General features: G+C 49.2%; 21 protein-coding genes. 9 read left to right on the top strand and 12 right to left on the bottom strand.

Annotated elements, in window-relative coordinates:
* The first annotated feature begins 78 nt into the window (after positions 1 to 78).
* Complete coding sequence (gene ligA / locus O3682_RS00265) at positions 79 to 2,547, top strand: NAD-dependent DNA ligase LigA (RefSeq protein ID WP_371507962.1); 2,469 nt, start codon at positions 79 to 81, stop codon at positions 2,545 to 2,547.
* A 111-nt stretch (positions 2,548 to 2,658) separates the two neighbouring features.
* Positions 2,659 to 3,522 carry a UTP--glucose-1-phosphate uridylyltransferase GalU gene (gene galU, locus O3682_RS00260; RefSeq protein ID WP_371507961.1) on the top strand — a complete coding sequence of 288 codons (864 nt, stop codon included), beginning with the start codon at positions 2,659 to 2,661 and terminating at the stop codon, positions 3,520 to 3,522.
* A gap of 54 nt (positions 3,523 to 3,576) precedes the next feature.
* Here galU and O3682_RS00255 read toward each other — a convergent pair whose 3' ends face one another.
* Positions 3,577 to 5,073, bottom strand: coding sequence for a TrkH family potassium uptake protein (locus O3682_RS00255; protein WP_371507960.1), 1,497 nt, complete (start codon positions 5,071 to 5,073; stop codon positions 3,577 to 3,579).
* 171 nt (positions 5,074 to 5,244) lie between these two features.
* Between O3682_RS00255 and O3682_RS00250 the strand changes: the two genes are divergently transcribed.
* From O3682_RS00250 to O3682_RS00240, 3 genes are all read left to right on the top strand, one after another.
* On the top strand, positions 5,245 to 5,520 hold the full coding sequence (locus tag O3682_RS00250; RefSeq protein WP_003747294.1) for a type B 50S ribosomal protein L31: 276 nt from the start codon (positions 5,245 to 5,247) through the stop codon (positions 5,518 to 5,520).
* Positions 5,520 to 5,645: a type B 50S ribosomal protein L36 gene (gene ykgO, locus O3682_RS00245; RefSeq protein ID WP_371508120.1), complete on the top strand. Its 126-nt coding sequence runs from the start codon at positions 5,520 to 5,522 to the stop codon at positions 5,643 to 5,645. Before O3682_RS00250 ends, ykgO begins: the two co-directional genes overlap by 1 nt.
* A gap of 241 nt (positions 5,646 to 5,886) precedes the next feature.
* Positions 5,887 to 6,279, top strand: coding sequence for an MliC family protein (locus O3682_RS00240; RefSeq protein ID WP_070822369.1), 393 nt, complete (start codon positions 5,887 to 5,889; stop codon positions 6,277 to 6,279).
* Between the two features lie 218 nt (positions 6,280 to 6,497).
* On the opposite strand, the gene O3682_RS00235 is transcribed toward O3682_RS00240, so the two are convergent.
* From O3682_RS00235 to O3682_RS00220, 4 genes are all read right to left on the bottom strand, one after another.
* Positions 6,498 to 6,872, bottom strand: a complete 375-nt coding sequence (locus O3682_RS00235) for a DUF5071 domain-containing protein (protein ID WP_308186830.1) — start codon at positions 6,870 to 6,872, stop codon at positions 6,498 to 6,500.
* Between the two features lie 303 nt (positions 6,873 to 7,175).
* Positions 7,176 to 9,965 (bottom strand): isoleucine--tRNA ligase, encoded by a 2,790-nt coding sequence (gene ileS / locus O3682_RS00230; RefSeq protein ID WP_371507959.1) that lies wholly within the window; start codon positions 9,963 to 9,965, stop codon positions 7,176 to 7,178.
* 138 nt (positions 9,966 to 10,103) lie between these two features.
* Complete coding sequence (gene ribF / locus O3682_RS00225; protein ID WP_371507958.1) at positions 10,104 to 11,030, bottom strand: bifunctional riboflavin kinase/FAD synthetase; 927 nt, start codon at positions 11,028 to 11,030, stop codon at positions 10,104 to 10,106.
* 123 nt (positions 11,031 to 11,153) lie between these two features.
* Positions 11,154 to 11,543 (bottom strand): hypothetical protein, encoded by a 390-nt coding sequence (locus tag O3682_RS00220; RefSeq protein ID WP_004520101.1) that lies wholly within the window; start codon positions 11,541 to 11,543, stop codon positions 11,154 to 11,156.
* Between the two features lie 160 nt (positions 11,544 to 11,703).
* Here O3682_RS00220 and O3682_RS00215 point away from each other — a divergent pair, with 160 nt between their 5' ends.
* The 4 genes from O3682_RS00215 to dapC all read left to right on the top strand — a co-directional run bounded on the left by O3682_RS00215 (position 11,704) and on the right by dapC (position 16,296).
* Entirely contained in the window at positions 11,704 to 12,579 is an 876-nt protein-coding gene (locus O3682_RS00215; protein ID WP_371507957.1) for a YoaK family protein, read from the top strand.
* Between the two features lie 214 nt (positions 12,580 to 12,793).
* Complete coding sequence (locus O3682_RS00210) at positions 12,794 to 13,474, top strand: YiaD family glycine zipper/OmpA-like lipoprotein (RefSeq protein ID WP_049328625.1); 681 nt, start codon at positions 12,794 to 12,796, stop codon at positions 13,472 to 13,474.
* 340 nt (positions 13,475 to 13,814) lie between these two features.
* Positions 13,815 to 14,987, top strand: coding sequence for an NAD(P)H-dependent flavin oxidoreductase (locus O3682_RS00205; RefSeq protein ID WP_004520097.1), 1,173 nt, complete (start codon positions 13,815 to 13,817; stop codon positions 14,985 to 14,987).
* Positions 14,988 to 15,108: 121 nt separating this feature from the next.
* Positions 15,109 to 16,296, top strand: a complete 1,188-nt coding sequence (gene dapC / locus O3682_RS00200) for a succinyldiaminopimelate transaminase (RefSeq protein WP_371507956.1) — start codon at positions 15,109 to 15,111, stop codon at positions 16,294 to 16,296.
* Positions 16,297 to 16,359: 63 nt separating this feature from the next.
* Here dapC and O3682_RS00195 read toward each other — a convergent pair whose 3' ends face one another.
* The 7 genes from O3682_RS00195 to O3682_RS00165 all read right to left on the bottom strand — a co-directional run bounded on the left by O3682_RS00195 (position 16,360) and on the right by O3682_RS00165 (position 20,686).
* The gene (locus tag O3682_RS00195; protein WP_063068841.1) at positions 16,360 to 16,530 is read right to left on the bottom strand and encodes a rubredoxin; all 171 of its coding nucleotides are present in this window, start codon (positions 16,528 to 16,530) and stop codon (positions 16,360 to 16,362) included.
* A gap of 84 nt (positions 16,531 to 16,614) precedes the next feature.
* A complete protein-coding gene (locus tag O3682_RS00190; protein WP_371507955.1) occupies positions 16,615 to 17,706 on the bottom strand; it encodes an acyl-CoA dehydrogenase family protein in 1,092 nt (363 codons plus the stop codon).
* Positions 17,707 to 17,830: 124 nt separating this feature from the next.
* Positions 17,831 to 18,379, bottom strand: coding sequence for a carboxymuconolactone decarboxylase family protein (locus tag O3682_RS00185; RefSeq protein ID WP_371507954.1), 549 nt, complete (start codon positions 18,377 to 18,379; stop codon positions 17,831 to 17,833).
* A gap of 148 nt (positions 18,380 to 18,527) precedes the next feature.
* On the bottom strand, positions 18,528 to 18,950 hold the full coding sequence (locus O3682_RS00180) for a YidB family protein (RefSeq protein WP_003684921.1): 423 nt from the start codon (positions 18,948 to 18,950) through the stop codon (positions 18,528 to 18,530).
* A gap of 163 nt (positions 18,951 to 19,113) precedes the next feature.
* Positions 19,114 to 19,569 (bottom strand): Holliday junction resolvase RuvX, encoded by a 456-nt coding sequence (ruvX, locus tag O3682_RS00175; RefSeq protein WP_371507953.1) that lies wholly within the window; start codon positions 19,567 to 19,569, stop codon positions 19,114 to 19,116.
* Positions 19,562 to 20,110 carry a YqgE/AlgH family protein gene (locus O3682_RS00170; RefSeq protein ID WP_371507952.1) on the bottom strand — a complete coding sequence of 183 codons (549 nt, stop codon included), beginning with the start codon at positions 20,108 to 20,110 and terminating at the stop codon, positions 19,562 to 19,564. The genes ruvX and O3682_RS00170 overlap by 8 nt, the downstream gene beginning before the upstream one ends.
* Before the next feature lie 30 nt (positions 20,111 to 20,140).
* Positions 20,141 to 20,686: a CreA family protein gene (locus tag O3682_RS00165; RefSeq protein ID WP_371507951.1), complete on the bottom strand. Its 546-nt coding sequence runs from the start codon at positions 20,684 to 20,686 to the stop codon at positions 20,141 to 20,143.
* Positions 20,687 to 20,834 lie beyond the last annotated feature (148 nt).

Here is a 20,834-nt window from a genome sequence, read left to right as displayed (position 1 = left end):
TCTTCATCTTCAATATTCATCGATTTTCAGACGGCCTCTCTATCATCAGGCCGTCTGAAAACTCTATTTCGATTGCACATGAACCCGACCGCACAACGTATCAAATACCTGACCGACCTCCTCAACCGCTACGCCTACGAATACTACACCCTAGACGCTCCCAGCGTACCCGATGCCGAATACGACAAATTGTTCCGTGAGCTCGAGGCATTGGAGCGAAACTACCCCGAGTTCAAACTGCCCGACAGCCCGACCCAACGTGTCGGTGGCGAGCCTTTAGCAGGCTTTGCCGAAGTACGCCACGAAATACCGATGCTGTCGCTGACCAACGCCTTCTCGCCACAAGACGAAAACGGCGTGTTCGACCATGCCGAAATGTATGCTTTTGATGAGCGCGTTCGTGGCGGATTAAACGGAGAAAAACCGGAATACGTTATCGAGCCTAAATTTGACGGTCTGGCCATCAGCCTACTGTACCGCGACGGCGTATTGACTCAAGCAGCAACCCGTGGCGACGGCACAACAGGCGAAGACGTTACCCAAAACGTCAAAACCGTATCCAACATCCCCCTGCGCCTGCATGGAGAAAACATTCCCGAGCTTATCGAAATACGCGGCGAAGTACTGATGCTCAAAGCCGATTTTGCCGCTTTAAACGAACGACAGGCTGAAAACGGACAAAAACCTTTCGCCAATCCGCGCAATGCCGCCGCCGGCAGTCTGCGTCAACTCGATTCGCGCATTACGGCACAGCGCAAACTGCATTTCTTCCCCTATTCTATCGCCCGACAACAAGGCGGTTTTATCGCAGAAGAACACCTACAAGAGCTGAGCTACTGTAAAGAGCTTGGCTTCAGCCTGCCCGATGATAATTTCGGCTGCTTCCCAAATATCGACGAAGTATTGGCGTTTTACGAGCAAATGCAGCAAAAACGCCCTACTTTACCTTATGAAATCGACGGCATGGTGGTCAAAGTCAACAGCTTGGCGCAACAAGAAAAACTGGGTTTCATCTCACGCGCGCCGCGCTGGGCCATTGCCCACAAATTTCCTGCCGAAGAAGCATTGACCATTGTCGAAGCCATTGATGTACAAATCGGGCGCACCGGCGCAGTAACCCCTGTTGCCCGCCTGCAACCTGTATTCGTCGGCGGCGTTACCGTTACCAACGCCACCCTGCATAATCAGGACGAAGTATCTCGAAAAGACGTGCGCGTTGGCGACACAGTTGTCGTACGCCGCGCCGGAGACGTGATTCCCGAGGTGGTGCGCGTAATTTTTGAACGTCGCCCAATGCAGGAGACCAATATTTCCGTTTCAGACGGCCTGCAAGACGATTTGTTTGCCGAAACACCTTCTAAAACACAAGCCGAACCGCTTCACAAACCCTACCGCCTGCCTACCCATTGCCCTATCTGTCACAGCGAAATCGAACGTGAAGAAGGCGAAGCGGTTGCCCGATGCAGCGGCGGCATGCTTTGCCAAGCACAACGCGCGCAAGGTTTAATCCACTTTGCCTCACGCAAAGCCATGGACATCGACGGACTTGGTCAAAAACAAATCGAGCAGCTGGTCGCACAAGATTTGGTTCGTCATTTCGCCGACCTCTATCGCCTCGATATTCCAACCCTGCAAAAAATGAAGGAAACAGCGGATAAAGCATCGACTAATGAGGAAGAATCATTAAACAGTGATATTGAAGACTTTGAAAGCGAGACCGGCAATGCCCTGCTTAGCAAAACCAGTAAAAAACAGCCGACCAAATGGGCGGAAAACATCCTTGCAGGCATAGAAGCCAGCAAAACGCCTGAACTTGCCCGCTTCCTCTTTGCCCTCGGCATCCGTCACGTCGGCGAACGCACCGCCAAAACGCTGGCACAGGCATTCGGTACGCTCGAACATGTCCGCCATGCACCCGAACCCATCCTCGCCTGTCTGCCCGATATCGGCACGGTGGTTGCCCGCTCCATCGCTCACTTTTTTGCCCAAGAAGCACAACAGGCGATGATAGACGAGCTGCTGGCTGTAGGTATTGCCCCGCAAAGCCAGGCTGTCACTATCCCGCCATTACGCCATGCCGAGCCGCAACGCTGGATTGCCCGCCTGCCCGATTTTAAAATCAGCGAAACCAAAGCCCATGCCTTATGGGAACTTGCCGGCAAAAGCATAGAAGGTTTGCAAACCGACAAAGTGTTGCCTGCTGATTGGCAAATATGGCGCAGCAAACCGCAAAACGCAGCCCTGCTTGAAAATATGAAAACTTTCTTTGCTCAAACACTGTCTAAGCTTCAAGATGAAACGATTTCAGACGGCATTAATGAAGCCGTGGCAGGTAAAACCTTTGTATTAACAGGGACTTTACCCACGCTCAAACGCGACCAAGCCCAAGCCATGATTGAAGCTGCAGGCGGTAAAGTTTCCGGCAGCGTATCCAAAAAAACCGACTACGTTGTCGCCGGAGAAGCCGCAGGCAGTAAATTGGAAAAAGCCCAAGCTTTGGGCGTGGCCATATTAACCGAAGAAGAATTACTGACGTTGCTGGGATAAGACAGTATATACAGTCTTTTTCGAGCCGCCTGATACTTTATCATGTGGTATTATCGTTACACACAATTACACTTTCGGGGGCCAATCCCTCAGACAAAATAGGATACCAATATGAAACCCATTAAAAAATGCGTCTTCCCCGTTGCCGGTATGGGCACCCGTTTCTTGCCTGCGACCAAAGCCAGCCCCAAAGAAATGCTGCCTATTGTGGACAAACCTCTGATTCAATATGCAGTTGAAGAAGCGGTTGAAGCCGGCTGTACCGAAATGGTGTTCATCACTGGCCGTAACAAACGCAGCATCGAAGATCACTTCGACAAGGCATACGAGTTGGAAACCGAATTGGAATTGCGTCAAAAAGACAAGCTGTTGGCACACGTTCGCGATATCCTTCCTCCGAATATTACCTGCTTGTACATACGTCAAACTGAAGCATTGGGTTTGGGTCATGCCGTGTTATGCGCTCAAGCTGCCGTTGGCGATGAGCCTTTTGCTGTTATTTTGGCAGACGATTTGATTGATGCGCCTAAAGGTGCATTAAAACAAATGGTCAATGTGTACAACCAAAGCGGTAACAGCGTTTTAGGCGTTGAAACCGTTGATCCTTCCCAAACATGCTCTTATGGTATTGTCGAAGTCGAGCAGCTGAAAAACTATCAACGTATCACCAACATAGTTGAAAAACCCAAACCGGAAGAAGCGCCTTCCAACCTTGCAGTTGTCGGCCGCTACATCCTGACTCCGCGTATTTTTGACTTGTTGACCAACCTGCCCCGCGGCGCCGGTAACGAAATCCAACTGACAGACGGTATCGCCCGCCTGCTCGACCATGAGTTTGTGTTGGCTCATGCGTTTGATGGCAAACGCTACGACTGCGGCAGCAAATTGGGTTACCTTGAAGCAACCGTGGCTTATGGTTTGAAACACCCTGAAACTGGCGAACAATTCAAAGAATTGCTCAAACAATACGCTTAAGCCCAGCCATTATAAAAAGGCCGTCTGAAATTTCAGACGGCCTTTTTCTCACACTTATTTCTTCCAATATGCCGGAGTTAGCAAAATCAGAACGGTAAAAATCTCCAAACGTCCCAACAACATCACCGCCGTACACAGCCATTTCTGCACATCGCTCAGCACAGCATAATTATGCGACGGACCGACTGCACCCAAGCCCGGCCCTGCATTGGTAATACAGGCAATGACTGCCGTAAAGGCGGATAAAAAGTCCAAGCCTGCGGCCATCAGTAAAAAGCTGAATACGATGACCGTCATAAAGTAAATAAAAATGAACGACATAACGGTCAGCGCCATACGATCCGGAATGGAGCGATTATTGACCTTTACCGTACGAACCGCTCGCGGGTGCAGCAAAATCAACATCTCGCGCAAGCTGAATTTAAACAATACCAACGCACGCACGTTTTTAATACCGCCACCCATAGAGCCTGAGCTTGCCAACACGTTCGATAGGAAAAACATCCACAACGACACAATTAGCGGCCATTGTGCAAAGTCGGCATTGGAGAAACCACTGGCCAATCCGATGGACACAAAGTTGAAGCTGACAAAACGCAAAGCTTCACCAAGGCTTTGGTACACGTCCTGCTGCCACAGATACAATGCCGAAATCAAAATACTGCCCGACAAAACCAGCAGCATGGTGCGGCATTCTTCATCCTTCCAATACACCTGCAAAGAGCGGTTGCCCAACGCAGTAAAGTGGCTCGCGAAATTGATACCACCCCATACAGTAAAAAACATCAACGTCCATTCGACTGCTACGGAATCAAAATAGGCAACGCTGTCATCATGTGTAGAAAAACCGCCCAAGGCCACTGCCGACATCGCATGGCACAAGGCATCAAACCAACCCATACCGGCAATATGTAAGGATACAAAAGCCGCAGCAGTTGTCAGCGCATAGGCAAACCATAGCCGTTTGGCCACTTGCGAAATGCGGGGCGCCATCTTACTTTCTTTATCCATACCCGGAATTTCCGCTTTGAAGAGCTGCGTCCCCCCCACGCCCAACATCGGCAAAATTGCCACAGCCAGCACGATAATACCCATACCGCCAAGCCAGTTAAGCATGTGCCGCCAAAAATTCACCGATGGTGCCAACGTATCCAAACCGGAAATCACTGTTGCCCCCGTTGTCGTCAGCCCCGACATCGCCTCAAAAAACGCATCGGTGAAACTCATGGACGGCATATAAAAATAAATCGGCATCGCCGCCACGACAGCAAAAGCCAGCCACAGCATCAATACCAGGGTAAATCCGTCACGCGGCCGCAATTCACGGTTGAAACGCAGCGTCAGCACCCAAGTTACACACGATACCAGCAATACGGTCAAAGCCGTATAGGCAAACACGAGAAACGCGCTGTCGTGATAAAAATACGACATCAGTGTCGGTACGGCCAACAGTAATGAAAACAACAGCCCCAGCTTGGACAATACATGGACAATCGGCATCACCTTGCTTACCGCACCGCCCAATCTGAAACCCTTATGCAGATACATCATATTCCTATCATCAGAAAACAAAATGTTTCAGACGGCCTCATAAAAAAGGCCGCCTGAAACCGTATATTTTATCAAAATGCCGCAATCACGTGATAAAGAAAAACAAAAAACACTTGCCTGCTCTTTCTCTAGGAGTATAATGTTATACCATAACATTTATTGGAGAAAGAAATGAAACCTGATATTCACCCAGACAACTATCGTACCGTCCTGTTTTACGACAGCGGCGCAGACCAAGGATGGCTCATCCGTTCATGCGCCAATACCCACGGCAAAACCATGGTTTGGAAAGACGGCATAGAGTATCCCCTCTTTTCACTTGATACTTCTTCCGCGTCCCACCCCGTGTACACAGGCAAACAACGCAATGTCAATATCGAAGGCCGCGCCAGCAAGTTCAACCAACGTTACCAATCCATGATGTCTTCCTTCAGAAAGGATAAATGATGCAAGTTCTCTCATCTCTAAAAACTACAAAAAAACGACACCGCGACTGCCAAATTGTCCGCCGAAAAGGCAAAGTGTACGTTATTTGCAAGAGCAACCCCCGCTTTAAAGCACGCCAGCGTTAAGCGGCCCAACCCATATTTCAATGTAACTCTCTGAATTTTCCGCACTTTCGTTTACCTCTAGCGCAAGTGCGGCTTTTTTTCAAACGGCATTAATCATTCATATCAAAACTACAAAGAATCCTGCCATACTCCCGGAAACAGGAAGGAAAAGTAAATAATGGTTATCCCTATTGTGAAGCCATAAAGATATTTATAACATGCCGCTACATTCTTCCTTCAACACTGACCATAGGAGTCAAAAATGAAAGTAAAAGCCCTGCTTGCAATTGCCGCCGCCATGAGCCTCGCTGCCTGTGCCGCACCCGAAGCCCATCAACATGACCATGGTCACCGTCACGAGCACAATCATGACCACGGCCGTGCACACGATCATGATGCCCGTGTTCAATCATTCAGCTGCGAAAACGGCCTGTCTGTACAAATCCGCAACCTGAGCACCGATCAAGTTGAATTACGCCTTGACGACAAAGTTGCCACCCTGTCTTCTGCCGTTGCAGGTTCAGGCGAACGCTATGTTGCCAACCAAGGTCTGTTCGGCAAAGGCGCTGAATGGCATCAAAAAGGCAGCGAAGCATTCTTCGGCTTCACTGACCCATACGGCAACAAAGTAGAAACTTCTTGCTCTGCCCGCTAATTTTTACTTAGCAATAGAATAGCTGAAGGCCGTCTGAAAACTTGTTTCAGACGGCCTTTTATATTGGATAAAACGAAATTTCCATTTAAGGATAAAATGCAAATATGAGGCTATTTGAAGGTTCAAAATACGTCCATACTCCACGGATAAGTAAGACCCTTTGAAAGGTATCTTCTCCAACAATGCATTATTTCAAAATCATTAAATATATATCTACCTTAATTTAAAACTTTTTCCAAGATTTCTTTAAGGTTTTCATCATCTTCATCCAAAATTAATTTTTCTGAAATATTATGAAGACAATGCTCCAAATCAATGGCTAAGGCTAATTGGTTTTGATAGGATAATTTTGGATAGAGTTCAAGTAAAACCCAATAAATGCATATACTATCATTTGAATAAAAAATATTTGAAATGAATGGAAGTAATGTATCTTGTCGTTCTACAAAGATTTCGACAATTTCACTAAAAACAGGAAAGTTCGCATCTCCCAACCATCCTGAGAGCCACTCCCCCATCTCAATTAATTCCTCATCGTTGCAGTCCTTAATTTTTTTGCAAGCCTTGATGTCAAACTTATCTTTAGGACGCATAGGATACCTCATTGTTATTAAAGACTTACGAATACAGAATTATAATGATTGATCTCATTTCTAGACAAATGATTATTCGTCATTCCTATATCCTCAACAAATTTTCTCTGGAGTAAGAGTTATTTTTTGCAATTAAACTCCTACCCCACAATAACTTGAAACCCTATCCTGTATTTTACCTAAATCACAAATCCCAATTACCCTTCAAAATCTATTCGCTATCCGAAACAGATTCAATAAACAAAGGCCGTCTGAAAACCTATTACCAAAGTTTTCAGACGGCCTTTATCTTAGACCAAACCATTAAGCGTAATGTCTGTCTTCGCCTTTACCGTCAACGTTGTCGGCACAACGTTTACAGATGGTTTCATGGCCTGCAACTGCGCCCACATCGTGGGTGTAGTGCCAGCAGCGTTCGCATTTTTCACCATCGCTGGCTTTAGCGGTTACAGCAAGTTCATCACCTACTTTCACTTCAGCTTTAGACACCAGCAAAGCAAAACGCAATTCTTCACCCAAAGTGTTCAGATAATCGGCAATTTCTTCCGGAGCCGTAATTTCGGTTTCGGCTTGCAATGAAGAACCGACGGTTTTATCCGTACGCAGAGGCTCGATGGCGGCAGTTACCGCTTCGCGTGCTTCGCGGATTGCCGTCCATTTTTTCACCAATTCGGCTTCGGCTTTTTCATTGATAGACGGGAACTCATGCCATGTGTGGAAGAGGACGCTGTCTTCTTCGCCGCCACCGATGATGTCCCATGCTTCCTCGCCGGTGAAGCACAAAATCGGAGCAATCAGCAGAACCAAACTGCGTGTGATGTGATACAAGGCAGTTTGCGCGCTGCGGCGTGCATGGCTGTCGGCTTTGGTGGTGTAGAGGCGGTCTTTCAGGATGTCGAGGTAGAACGCGCCCAAATCCTCCGAGCAGAAAGAAACAATGTCTTTTACAGCGAAGTGGAAGGCGTAGCGAGGATAGAAGTCGCCTGCCAGACGCTCTTGCAGCTGACGTGCCAATACCACGGCGTAGCGGTCGATTTCCACCATATCCGCCTGTTGCACGGCATCTTCAATCGGATTGAAGTCGCTGAGATTGGCAAACAGGAAGCTCAAGGTATTGCGGATACGGCGGTAGCTTTCGGTTACACGTTTGAGGATTTCTTTGGAAATCGCTAATTCGCCGCTGTAATCGGTGGATGCTGCCCACAGGCGCAGGATGTCCGCGCCGAATTCGTTATAGATTTCCTGCGGTGCGACGACGTTGCCGATGGATTTCGACATTTTTTTGCCTTCGCCGTCTACAACGAAACCGTGGGTCAGCAGCTGTTTATACGGTGCGCGTCCCATGGATGAGGCGCAACCGGTCAGCATAGAGGATTGGAACCAGCCGCGGTGTTGGTCGCTGCCTTCGAGGTACAAGTCAGCAGGCCATTCCAATTCTTTGCGTTGTTTCACAACGGAATAATGGGTCGAACCGGAGTCGAACCATACGTCCATGGTATCGGAAAGTTTATCGTAATTTTCGCAATCTTCCGCGCTCAAGAGTTCGCTCTTATCGAGGGAGAACCACGCTTCGATGCCTTTTTCTTCGATTTTCAGGGCAACTTTTTCCAAAAGCTCGGCGGAATTCGGATGCAGCTCGCCCGTTTCTTTGTGAACAAAGAAAGTCATCGGCGTGCCCCAGTAACGTTGGCGTGAAACTACCCAGTCAGGACGGCCTTCAATCATGGCTTCCAAACGCGCACGACCCCATGATGGGAAGAATTCGGTGTCATCAACGGCCTTGATGGCTTTGTCGCGCAGGGTTTTGCCGTCGGCACCGGCTTTATCCATACCGACAAACCATTGACCTGTCGCGCGGTAAATCAGCGGCGTCTTGTGGCGCCAGCAGTGGGCGTAGCTGTGTTCGATTTTGCTGCTTGCCAAGAGGTTGCCGGTTTCTTCCAACCATTGCAGGATAACGGGATTGGCTTCCCAAACGCGCATACCGGCAACGCGCGGCGTTTCGTTGATGTATTTGCCTTCGGCATTGACGGGGTTGTAAAGCTCGATGCCGTATTTATTGCAGACAGCGTAGTCTTCCAAACCGTGTGCAGGCGCAGTATGCACCAAGCCGGTACCGGCATCAGTGGTCACATGGTCGCCGTTGAGCATGGGAATATCACGCTCGAGGAACGGATGATTCATGTGCAGGTTTTCCAGCTTGTCGCCGGTGGTTTCGGCAAGAATAACAATGCCGTCTGAAAAACCGTAACGTTTGAGTGCATCTTCTGCCAAATCTTTGGCCAATACCAATTTGCCTTTGGGCGTATCAATCAGTTGGTAAACTACGTCTGCGCCAGCTGAAACAGCTTGGCTCGCAGGCAAAGTCCAAGGCGTGGTTGTCCAGATAACGGCAAACGCTTTGCCTTCTATACTTGCCAAACCGAATGCGGCGGCAAGCGCAGCGGTGTCTTTAAACGGATAGCCCACGTCAATCGCAGGCGATACTTTGTCTTTATATTCCACTTCCGCTTCAGCCAGCGAAGAGCCGCAGTCCAAGCAGAATTGAACCGGTTTCGCACCGCGGTAAAGATAGCCGGATTTGTAGATTTCGCCGAGCATACGCACGGTATCGGCCTCGGTTTTGAAATCCATGGTCAGGTAAGGATGGTCCCAGTCGCCCAACACGCCCAAGCGGATAAAGTCTTTTTTCTGGCGGGCAATCTGTTCGGCGGCATATTCGCGGCACAATTCGCGGAAACGGGCTTTAGGCATGTCTTTGCCGTGCAGCTTTTCTACCATCACTTCGATAGGCAAACCGTGACAGTCCCAACCCGGTACATAAGGCGCGTCAAAACCGGCTTGGGTTTTGCTGCGGATAATGATGTCTTTGAGGATTTTATTGACGGCATGACCGATGTGAATGTCGCCGTTGGCATACGGAGGACCGTCGTGCAGGATGAATTTCGGACGGCCTTTGGCGATTTCGCGCAGTTTTTGGTAGCGTTTTTGCTCGTACCAGCTTTTCAGCCATGCAGGCTCGCGCTTGGCAAGATTGCCGCGCATTAGAAACGGGCTCTCGAGCAGGTTTACGGTTTTACTGTAATCGGTCATTTTTTGATCTCTATTGTTGCGGTATTTCGGTTTCAGACGGCCTGATTGCTCATTTTGAAAAGAACAGGCCGTCTGAAAAAATTCAAAGGACTTATTGTAGCCCAATTGTCTTGATTTTATAAGCTTCTAGACGCGTTTCTATGCTTCCCAAACCCTCGCATCTTCCATATCTTGCAAAATTTGGGTTTTCAATGCTTCGATGCTCTCAAATTTTTTCTCGTCACGCAGTTTGTGCAGGAAGCGGACGAAGATACGTTGTCCGTACAAATCGCCGTTGAAATCGAACAGATGGACTTCCAGCTTCTGCGAGCGGTTGTTGCTGACAGTGGGGTTAAAACCAAAGCTGGCAACGCCTCGGCGCGAGCCGAATGTGCCGTCTGCTTCAACGACAAATACGCCGCTTAAAGCATAATGATACGGAGGAAGCTGGACATTGGCGGTAGGCGCGTTGATGGTGCGGCCGAGTTTTTGCCCGTGTTTGACCTTTCCGCTTAACACGTAATCATGGCCCAACAGTCTTTTGGCGTATTCCAACTTGCCGTCTGAAAGGGCTTGGCGGACGGCGGTGCTGCTGGTACGGATGTCTTCAACGATAACGGACGGCGTGCGCTCGGTTTGCATATCGGGCTGTTGTGCCAAGAGTTCAAAACAGCCTTCACGGCCGGCACCGAAACGGAAATCGTCACCAATCAACAAATAACGCGTGTTGAGCGTTTGGCGCAAAAGTTGGTCGATAAACGCTTGTGCGCTCATATCGGAGAAAGCTTGGTTAAAACGCAAGACCCAAACGGCATCCACGCAGCCGGTTTCACGCAAAAGGCGCAATTTGGTACGCAGCGGGCTGATGCGGTAAGGCAGCTTTTTCCCGGCTTTGCGCGCAAAAAATTCTTTGGGCTGGGGCTCAAAAACAACAACGACAACAGGCAGACCGCGCTGGTCTGCCTCTCGTTTGAGCTTCTGTAGAATGTGTTTGTGCCCGAGGTGTACGCCGTCAAAGTTGCCGATGGTTACGGCGGCTCCTTGCGGAAATTTGGGCGCGTGTCGCTGTCCAAGCCAGATGTTCATGGGTGGTGGGTATTGTGTTTGAATAGGCGACTATTGTAAACGTTATTGCCGTTTCAATAAACCTTAGGCCGTCTGAAACCAATAAATATATGCTTTCAGACGGCCCTAAAGTTTGTTAATACCTTACCACCACCAAGGATAACGGCCAAACGGATAGCCCCAATCGTCGTAATAGCGATAGTAGCGGGCTTCGCGCAGCTGTTCTTGGGAAATATAGTTTTGCCATGCCATTTTGTAGCAGGCTTGGAACATCGGGTCGGAAACTTTGTCGATATATTTGAGGCGGAAGGCTTTTTGTTCCGCGGTTGCTACACCGGGTTTGCCTTCTTCGTCAAATTTGCGGCGGATCAGTGCGGCAGTTTCCTGATCGCATTGGGCGGCAAGATTGACTTGAAGATCCTGTTCATAGCGTTTCTGCGCTTGGGCGCGTGCAGCTTTTTGCTCAGGCGTGGTGGCACAGGCGGCAAGCAATGCAACGGCGCCAAACAATAAGGTCAGACGGATAGGATTCATCGGATGTTTCCTTATGTTTATATCTTTCTATTAATGTACGCCCTCATCTTGCAATGAGCAAGTGTAGCAACTTAGGAACACTTTATATTATTTGTTCTTGGTAGCAGACAGTTGCATATAAAATACACCCTGTATGAATGTTTAACTCCAAACCCACTCAATGAACACTGACAAACCGCCCCACTCCTACCGATTGCGCCACCACAGGCAACACACGCCGCCGTTTTGGCAGGCGGATCGCCCGTATCTGCACGAACACAATATTTCCGATGCCCGTTTCAGACGGCTGGGCTACATCATGGCCTTTCTTGCCGGAGCGATTAATGCCGGCGGTTACTTCGCATTCTCACGTTATACCTCCCATGTTACCGGCTCAATGTCGCTGTTGGCAGATGTTTTGTATCTTCAAGAGTGGAGTGTGGCCATTATTGCCACAATCAGCGTGTTGTGTTTTGTTGCCGGTGCCGCGCATTCGGGCTGGGTGATTTTATGGACGCAGCAGATGCGTTTCCGTGGCAGCTTTGGGTTTTCCATGTGGCTGGAAGCAGTTTATCTGTTGATATTCGGTTGGTTCGGTATTGCCGCGATGGAATGGGATTTTGGCGGCTCTGATTTTATTATGCCGTCTTTGGCATTGTTTTTATTGTGTTTTATCATGGGTATGCACAATACGGTTATCACGCTTCTTTCCGGCGGTGCCATCCGTTCCACCCACATGACCGGCACGGCGACCGACTTGGGCATTGAAATTTCACGCGCGCTTTATTACTCCAAACAGCATCATCCGCGCCTGCCGCACGTCCGCGTCAACAAACCGAAAATGTGGCTTTTAAGCGGCTTGATGCTGTCGTTTTTGCTGGGCGGCGTGGTTGGCGTATGGGGTTATCATTTGGTCGGCCATCATTTCGCCCTGCCCGTTTCCGCCGTTTTGTTCATATTGGGTGCAGGCTCGGTGGGATACGATGTCAAAGTCAGATTGAAATGGGCATTTGTCAGCTGGTATCGCCGCAAGCATAAAAAACGGAAGAAACTGTAAAAAACTTTGCTTGTTATTTCGCGGCAAAATGACCAAACTGTCGGAGAAATGCAGAAATGCTTCAGAATTATGTTAACTGGCAAATATTTTCGTAATATCGGGTTAAACCCGTTCTTTTGAGTTTCGGATATTCGGTATCATTAATTCGTAACGACCCACGCGGTTTTTATTCATTTCAGACGGCCCGAGCCGTCATCTAAAAAGAGGATACAACATGAAATTCTTGAAACCACTGACCGTTATTGCTACTGCAATTCCTTTGGCACTCACCGGCTGTGTGACCGATCCTGCTACCGGTCAACAATCCGCCAGCAAAACCGCTATGTACGGTTTGGGCGGTGCGGCTGTTTGCGGCATCGTTGGTGCGCTGACCCACGGCGGTAAAGGCGCGCGTAACTCCGCATTGGCTTGTGGTGCAGTAGGTGCCGGTATCGGCGGTTACATGGACTACCAAGAGAAAAAACTGCGTCAAAGCTTGGCCAATACCAACATCGAAGTTGAACGTCAAGGCAACCAAATCAAACTGGTTATGCCTGAAAACGTAACCTTCGCTACCGGCAGCGCTGCCCTGAGCGGCCATGCTCAAAGCGCCTTGTCTGCTGCCGCGCAAACTTTGGTTCAATATCCTGATACGACTTTGACCATCAACGGCCACACCGACAACACCGGTAACGACGCCATCAACGAGCCATTGTCTCGCAACCGCGCCGAATCTGTCGCTACCTTCCTGCAATCCCGTGGCGTAAGCAGCACCCGTTTGAGCACTTTCGGTTACGGCTCCCGTCAACCAATCGCCTCCAACGCTACTGTTGAAGGCCGCGCACAAAACCGCCGCGTTGAAATCTTGATCAACCCTGATCAACGCGCCATTGATGCTGCTAAAAAACAAATGTAATCTGACATCCGTCTGATTCCCATACTTAAGGCCGTCTGAAATTTCAGACGGCCTTTTTCTTTGTAGATTTTGTTTGCAATTTCGCCTCCTCAATCCAATCCATCATAAAATTTATTCCTTTATTAACAAGACTTTTCAATTTTTCCTTCAAAAAAACTGTATTAATACTCTAATTTTTACATTAACTTAGAGTATAATTCCTAAAATTTTAAAAACACGCCTCATGCCGTCTGAAAAACGGCGGCGAAAAACACACTTATTTATATACACATCAGTCCGTTATCCAATCCATTTCATAGGATTTCAGACGGCACCATCCAGAATCTATGAAGGAGCATCCATGCAAAACAACTTTGACCCATTGATTATCCGTGGCAAATCACTGATTCCCGTTGTACAAGGCGGTATGGGTGTAGGCGTTTCCGCATCAAAACTCTCCAGCGCGGTTGCGCGCGAAAACGGCGTGGGTACCATCGCCAGCGTCGATTTGCGCCACTTGCACGAAGATTTGCTGGCCGAATCAAAAATCGATTCCAGCGAAGAAAAATACACCCGCCTCAACTGCATCGCGCTTGACCGTGAAATCAAAAAAGCCAAAGCCGATTCAGAAGGCAAAGGCATGATTGCCGTCAACGTCATGAAAGCCGTAAAAGACCATGCCGCCTACGTCCGTCAGGCCTGCGAATCCGGCGCAGACGCGATTGTGATGGGTGCAGGTTTGCCTTTGGATCTGCCTGAAATGGCCGAGGGCTACCACAAAGATGTCGCCCTTTTCCCTATTTTGTCCGAGTCACGCGGTATCAATATCGTTTTGAAACGTTGGATGAAAAAAGGCATCTTGCCCGATGCCATCGTTATCGAACACCCTGCCCACGCAGCCGGCCACTTGGGTGCGGCAACCGTTGACGGCGTGAACGATGCCAAATTCGAGTTCAAACGCGTTATTGAAGAAACATTTGAAGTATTCAAAAACTTGGGCTTGGAAAGCGAAAAAATCCCGTTGGTACTCGCCGGCGGCATGGCAAACTTTGAAAAAGTCAAAACAGCCTTGAAAAACTGGGGCGCATCCGCCGTCCAAATCGGTACCGCGTTTGCCGTGACCGAAGAAGGCGATGCCCACATCAACTTCAAGAAAACACTGGCCGGTGCGGAAACCGAAAAAGTGGTTGAATTCATGTCTGTTGCCGGTTTGCCTGCACGCGGCGTGCGCACAAAATTCCTCGACAACTACATCAAACGCGAGGCCAAATTGCAAGCCAATGCCAAAAACGATCCGCGCCGCTGCACCCAAGGCCTGAACTGCCTGACCAGCTGCGGCTTGCGCGACGGTTTGGCCAAAGCCGGTCAATTCTGTATCGACATCCAACTTTCCGCGGCATTCCGCGGCGAAGTCGATAAAGGCCTGTTTTTCCGTGGTAAAGACCCGCTGCCGTTTGGCAACGCCATCCGTACGGTTCAAGAAACCATTCATTATCTCTTGAACGGTTCCCTGCCTGTCGTCCCTGCCAAATAAACGCATCAACACTCAAAAGGCCGTCTGAAAAACATTTAAACCCTGTTTTCAGACGGCCTTTTTGTCCTAATCCATCTAAAAAATGCTAAGATTATTGCCTTAATTTATCGGCAGAAACATCATGAACCCATTATTGAACCATCTCAAACCCTATCCTTTCGCCCGCCTGCGTGAAGCCATGCAAGGCATTGATGCACCCGAAGGCGTAACGCCCATTCATCTGCAAATCGGCGAGCCGAAACACCCGACGCCCAAAGTCATTACCGACGCGCTGACCGCCTCCCTGCACGAACTGGAAAAATATCCGCTGACCGCAGGCCTGCCCGAACTGCGCCAAGCCTGCGCCGAATGGGTTGCCCGCCGTTATGATGGTTTGAGCCTCAACCCCGATAATGAAATCCTGCCCGTATTGGGCAGCCGGGAAGCTTTGTTCTCTTTTATCCAAACCGTTTTAAATCCGGCTTCAGACGGCCCCAAACCGGTCGTTATCAGCCCCAATCCTTTCTATCAAATTTACGAAGGCGCGACTATTTTGGGCGGCGGCGAAATCCATTTTGCCAACTGTCCTGCGCCCAGCTTCAACCCCGATTGGAGCAGCCTGCCTGAAGACGTATGGCAGCGCACCAAAGTCCTGATCGTCTGCTCGCCAAACAACCCGAGCGGCAGCGTCCTGCAATTAGAAGACTGGAAAGAAATTTTTGATTTGCAAGACAAATACGGCTTCATTATTGCCTCTGACGAATGCTATTCCGAAATCTATTTTGACGACAACAAACCGATCGGCGGCTTGCAGGCTGCGGCGCAATTAGGACGCGGCACACGCAACATTATTATGTTCACCAGTCTGTCCAAACGCTCCAATGTCCCCGGTTTGCGTTCCGGCTTTGTCGCAGGCGATGCCGAGTTGCTCAAAAACTTCCTGCTCTACCGCACCTACCACGGCAGCGCGATGAGTATTCCCGTCCAACGCGCCAGCATTGCCGCTTGGAATGATGAAGAACACGTCATTGACAACCGCCGCCTCTACCAAGAAAAATTCGACCGCGTCATCCCTATTTTGCAACAGGCATTCGATGTCAAACTGCCTGACGCGTCGTTCTACATTTGGCTGAAAGTTCCCGATGGCGACGACTTGGCATTTACGCGCAACCTGTGGCAGAAAGCCGCGATCCAAGTGTTGCCCGGCCGCTTCCTTGCCCGCGATACCGAACAAGGCAATCCGGGCGAAGGCTACGTCCGCATCGCTTTGGTTGCCGATGTGGAAAGCTGCGTCAAAGCGGCTGAAACCATTGTTTCGCTCTACCGCTGACGATTAAGCAAACAAAGGCCGTCTGAAATTTCAGACGGCCTTTTTATTAAATAATCGGGTAATTTATATGGTGAAGTCCAGAAGGTAGAAATCTTCTTTACCTACGCCGCATTCAGGGCATTTCCAGTCGTCGGGGATGTCTTCGAACTTGGTACCTGCCGGCAGGCCGTGCTCAGGATCGCCGAGGTCTTCGTCGTAAATCCAGCCGCAAGGGCCGCACATATATTGAGCCATTTTGTGTTCCTTCTATTTTAAAAGGCCGTCTGAAACCGTATTTTCAGACGGCCTTTCGTGTGTTTTATTGTTGATATTTTGAATTTATTGAGCTGCTTCCAAAGCGGCGATTTCTTTACGCAGGTGTTTGATGGCCGGTGTTACGATGGCGACGAACATGGCCTCGCGGACACGGCGTTGCGCCGGACTGCGCATCAGATAACCTTTCGCGCCTGCATGCAATGCAGCAGATTGAGTGGCGTTCAATGCCAATACGGCAGCCGCTTCACGCAGTTTCAAGGTTGCCAGCGTGTCAGGTTTATTGTTCCACGCATCATCGGCAAGGCGTTCGGTTTCCGCCCATGCGCCGTCCAACGCGGCTTTCAAATCATCGTAGCTGTGGTCGAGGTAAGCGTTCACTTCTGCGTTCACCACATTGGCCATGCGGATAATGCCGAGCGCACCGTCAATCACACCGGCGCCGATACCCATTTGCAGTAGAATGAAACCGGCTTTAATGGTCGGGATATAAGACTGGAACTGCTCAGGCGTAGCAATCACATCTTCATCCGGAATAAACACGTCTTTAAAATTCAGGCTGTAAGTGCGCGTGCCTTCCAAACCGCAGAACTCAGGGCAATCTTGCAAGGTAACGCCTTCCCATTGACCGCCGGTGATAAACATCACATAGCTGTCGCCGATTTGGGCGGTATTTGCCCAAATGTGGTCTTCGCCGATATTGGATACCCAAGGCAAAGCACCGTTGACTTTGTAGCCGCCCTCGACGTGCTCGGCTTGCAGGTTGTGTTTTTCAATGCCGGCAAGATGTTTGACGGTATTGGACATGCCCGTACCGGCCAAAACTTTACCCTGCAGAATATCGGCAAAATATTTATCTTTAACCGCTTGATTAGGCGATTGGTGCAGATACCACGCGCAAGCCGCCTGACACCATGCGCTGAACGAAGTGGCGCCGCATTCTTTACCGATTTCGCGCAATACGGCAATTTGCGTTGCCAAACCCAAACCGTTACCACCTTCTTCAACCGTACCGGTCGCGGCAAAACCGCCGATTTTGCCCAATTCCAGCATAAATTCTTTCGGATACAGGCCTTTGCGGTCGATGTCGTCCACCAATGGTTTTAATTTGCTTTTAACGAGTTCGGTAACATTGTTCAGTAAAGCTTCGCGTGTCATGATTTTTTCCTCTGAATAAGGTTTGAAGCGTAGATGGTTCTACTCATGAATTATTCTTGACAACAAGATATCCCTTGCTTTTTGCTAAAAGGCCGTCTGAATTTTCAGACGGCCTTTGATGGGATTAGGCAAATGCCTGCAATTCAGGGTTGATCTCAGTTTTGGCAAGGTTGTTGACGTAGTTGCACAAGGTTGCCAAAGCAACGCCCATAACTACTTCAACGGCTTGCTGTTGGTTGTAACCGGCATCGAAGAATGCTTTCAGCTCATCGTCGGATACCGCGCCTTTTTTCGCCATAACGGCTTGGGTGAATGTCGCCAAAGCACCCAGTTTGGCATCGTCAAACTCGCCTGCAGCCAATGCGCGTGAGGCTTTGATGGATTGTTCGGACAACAGTTTTTTCAGGGTAGCCAGTTTGGTGTGGCCGGCAACGCAGAAACCGCATTCGTTGGTACGGGCTGCAATGATTTGGACAACTTCGACTTCGCCGTCAGTCAGGCTGTTGGCCGCATTCAGCTTGCCAACTTCTTGATAAAACGCCAAAGCTTCAGGCGCATTGGCCAAAACGCCGATCAGGTTAGGAATAAAGCCGTTGTTTTTCAATACGGCTTCAATGCGTGGTTTAGCAGCTTCAGGAGCGGTTTCAACTGTGTGTATGGTTAAACGTGACATCTTTATGACCTTTTTTGTAATAAAACGAAGTGGGTATGATAAGCCATTCGTTTTTGTTAGAAAAAGATTAATTGGTTATTTACCGTAAACCAAAAGTTATAAGGCCGTCCGAACGGATTCAGACGGCCTTATCAAATGATTCAACTCATTATTTCATAAAGTTTTTCAGCAACATAGAAGCGATGTCGTCCAAGCCGAAGCCATCCGCATCTTGAGCCGTGCCGTTAGGCGTCGCTTTATCGACCAAGTCTGGCAACACTTTTGCCAACAAATCGCCTGCTTGACCGGCATCCACACCGAATTTTTGCGCGATTTGGTTTACCGTATCGCTGCCCAAAGCATTTTGCAGGTCGCTGCCGGACACTGGCAGGTTGCTGGATTGATTGGAAACCCAGCTGCTCAGGGCATCGCCCAAACCGCCTTGTTGCAGTTGGTTGATCAGGTTTCCCACACCACCTTGTTGTTTCACCAAATCCATCGCCATATCGGTCAGAGAACCTTGTGCGCCGTTTTCGCTGTTGCCACCCAACATTTGGGTAGCCGCATTCAAAAGATTATCCATGAGTGCCATGACTTTTTCCTTGTATTTGTGTCTAAAAAAGAGAACGGAGTGTAGCAAAATTTGCACTGAAAAAAATCAGGCTTAACCAAACTAAACTTCTTTTATCCCAAAGCCGTAACAAAACAAAGGCCGTCTGAAACCTGGTTTCAGACGGCCTTTATAATGAATAATGCTATTCTTCGCGGCCATTGAAATACTCGGCCGCTCCACCTTCAAAAAAGCCTTGCAAAATCGCCTGCGCCGCTACTTGGTCAAGTACGGATTTTTGTTTTCGGCCAAATACTTGGGCTTCAGCAAGCAGGCTTTCCGCGTATAGGGAAGACATCCTTTCGTCCACCCAATAAACCGGCAAGTTAAAACGTCCGTGCAAACGGCGGCCAAACTTACGGCTCAAACGGGTCAACTCATGCTCCGTCCCGTCGCTATGCGTCGGCAGTCCGACCACAAAATACTTGGGTTGCCATTCTTTGACCAGCTTGGCAATGGCCTCGAATTTCTCATCATTGCTGTTGCCGGTTACCGTTGCCAGCGGATGAGTCATGCACAACTCAGCATCGCCCTGCGCCACGCCGATACGCGCCTCGCCGAAGTCAAAGGCCAAAACCGTACCTTTTGGTGCATCAGGCATGGCCGACTCCTGAAACCAAGGCGTTCGGATTGACGCCCAATTTTTCAAAAGCGGCGGCATAGCGGAGTTCGTAAGGCACATCAAACAGAATATGCTCGTCCGCAGGGACAGTCAGCCAAACATTTTCTGCCAGCTCACGTTCCAACTGCCCTTTACCCCATTTCGAATAACCAATGCTGATCAAAGCCTTGTCCACCGCACCTTCTTTAGACAAGTTTTCAATCACATCGCGCGAAGAAGTCAGCGCGACGTTATCGGTTACCACCATGCTGTTTTGCCAACGGCCGATCGGCGTATGCACGACATAGCCGCGCTCAATCTGAACCGGCCCGCCCATCATCACATTTTCATGTTGCAGGCGCAACGGGATATTGCGGTCGGCGGCGGCGAAAATCATGTCCATGGTAATCGGCGAAGGCTTGTTGATGATGATGCCCAGCGCACCTTCTTCATCGTGTTCGCACACATAAATGACCGTATCCGTAAAAAACGGATCGTCTATATGAGGCATGGCAATCAGGAAATGGTTGGCTAAATTCATATTCTTCTTAATATCTATAAGCTGATTTTATTATTTTTGTCCGTCGGCAACCGGCGCGTCCACCACGCACGCACCGTAAACCGCGCCGCCTGCCGGTACCGGCGTATCGGTTTTCGCATGGGCAAAACACGATACCGCACTCAAAGAGTTTTTCGGCGAGCCTTGAACGATTTTATCGCTGTACACCAAATAAGCGAAAGACTTACGTTTCGGGTCGTAGTAGCGGATAATCTGCTGGCTCTTAAATGCTATGCTGGCGCTGCGTTTGAACACTTGTCGCGGTTTCAAAACAGCAGCCTCGTTATAACGGATGACTTCCGCACTTTGCACGCAGGAAACCGATGCGTCGCTGGCATCTTCTTCCAGATTGACCGTTTCTTTCAAACCGCCTTTTTTCGCGTACGAAATATAACAGGCAACCCCCTGCACATCAGGATCGTCAAAACCTTCCACTTCAATACGGTCGTTTTTACCCAGCATATGAAACACCGTACTGGCGCGTCCGATTTTATCGGTATTGTCACCGCAAGCTGCCAAAACCATGGCGCCCAACACTATTAATAAATATTTTTTCATAATATCCTGTCGATGCAGACTGTCAATTTCCAGGCAGACTAAACCCCGTCCGCCTACTCTATCGTTACTATATAAGACCGTTCGTCCATATTGCAACCCGATATTATTTTCAGACGGCCTGACAGACAGTATAATCCGTCCTATTGTT

Origin of the sequence: Neisseria sp. 27098_8_112 (assembly GCF_041433235.1) — a bacterium.
Classification (GTDB): Bacteria; Pseudomonadota; Gammaproteobacteria; order Burkholderiales; family Neisseriaceae; genus Neisseria.
The sequence above is the reverse complement of the archived record's forward strand: the minus strand, read 5'-3'. Positions and strand labels throughout refer to the sequence as shown.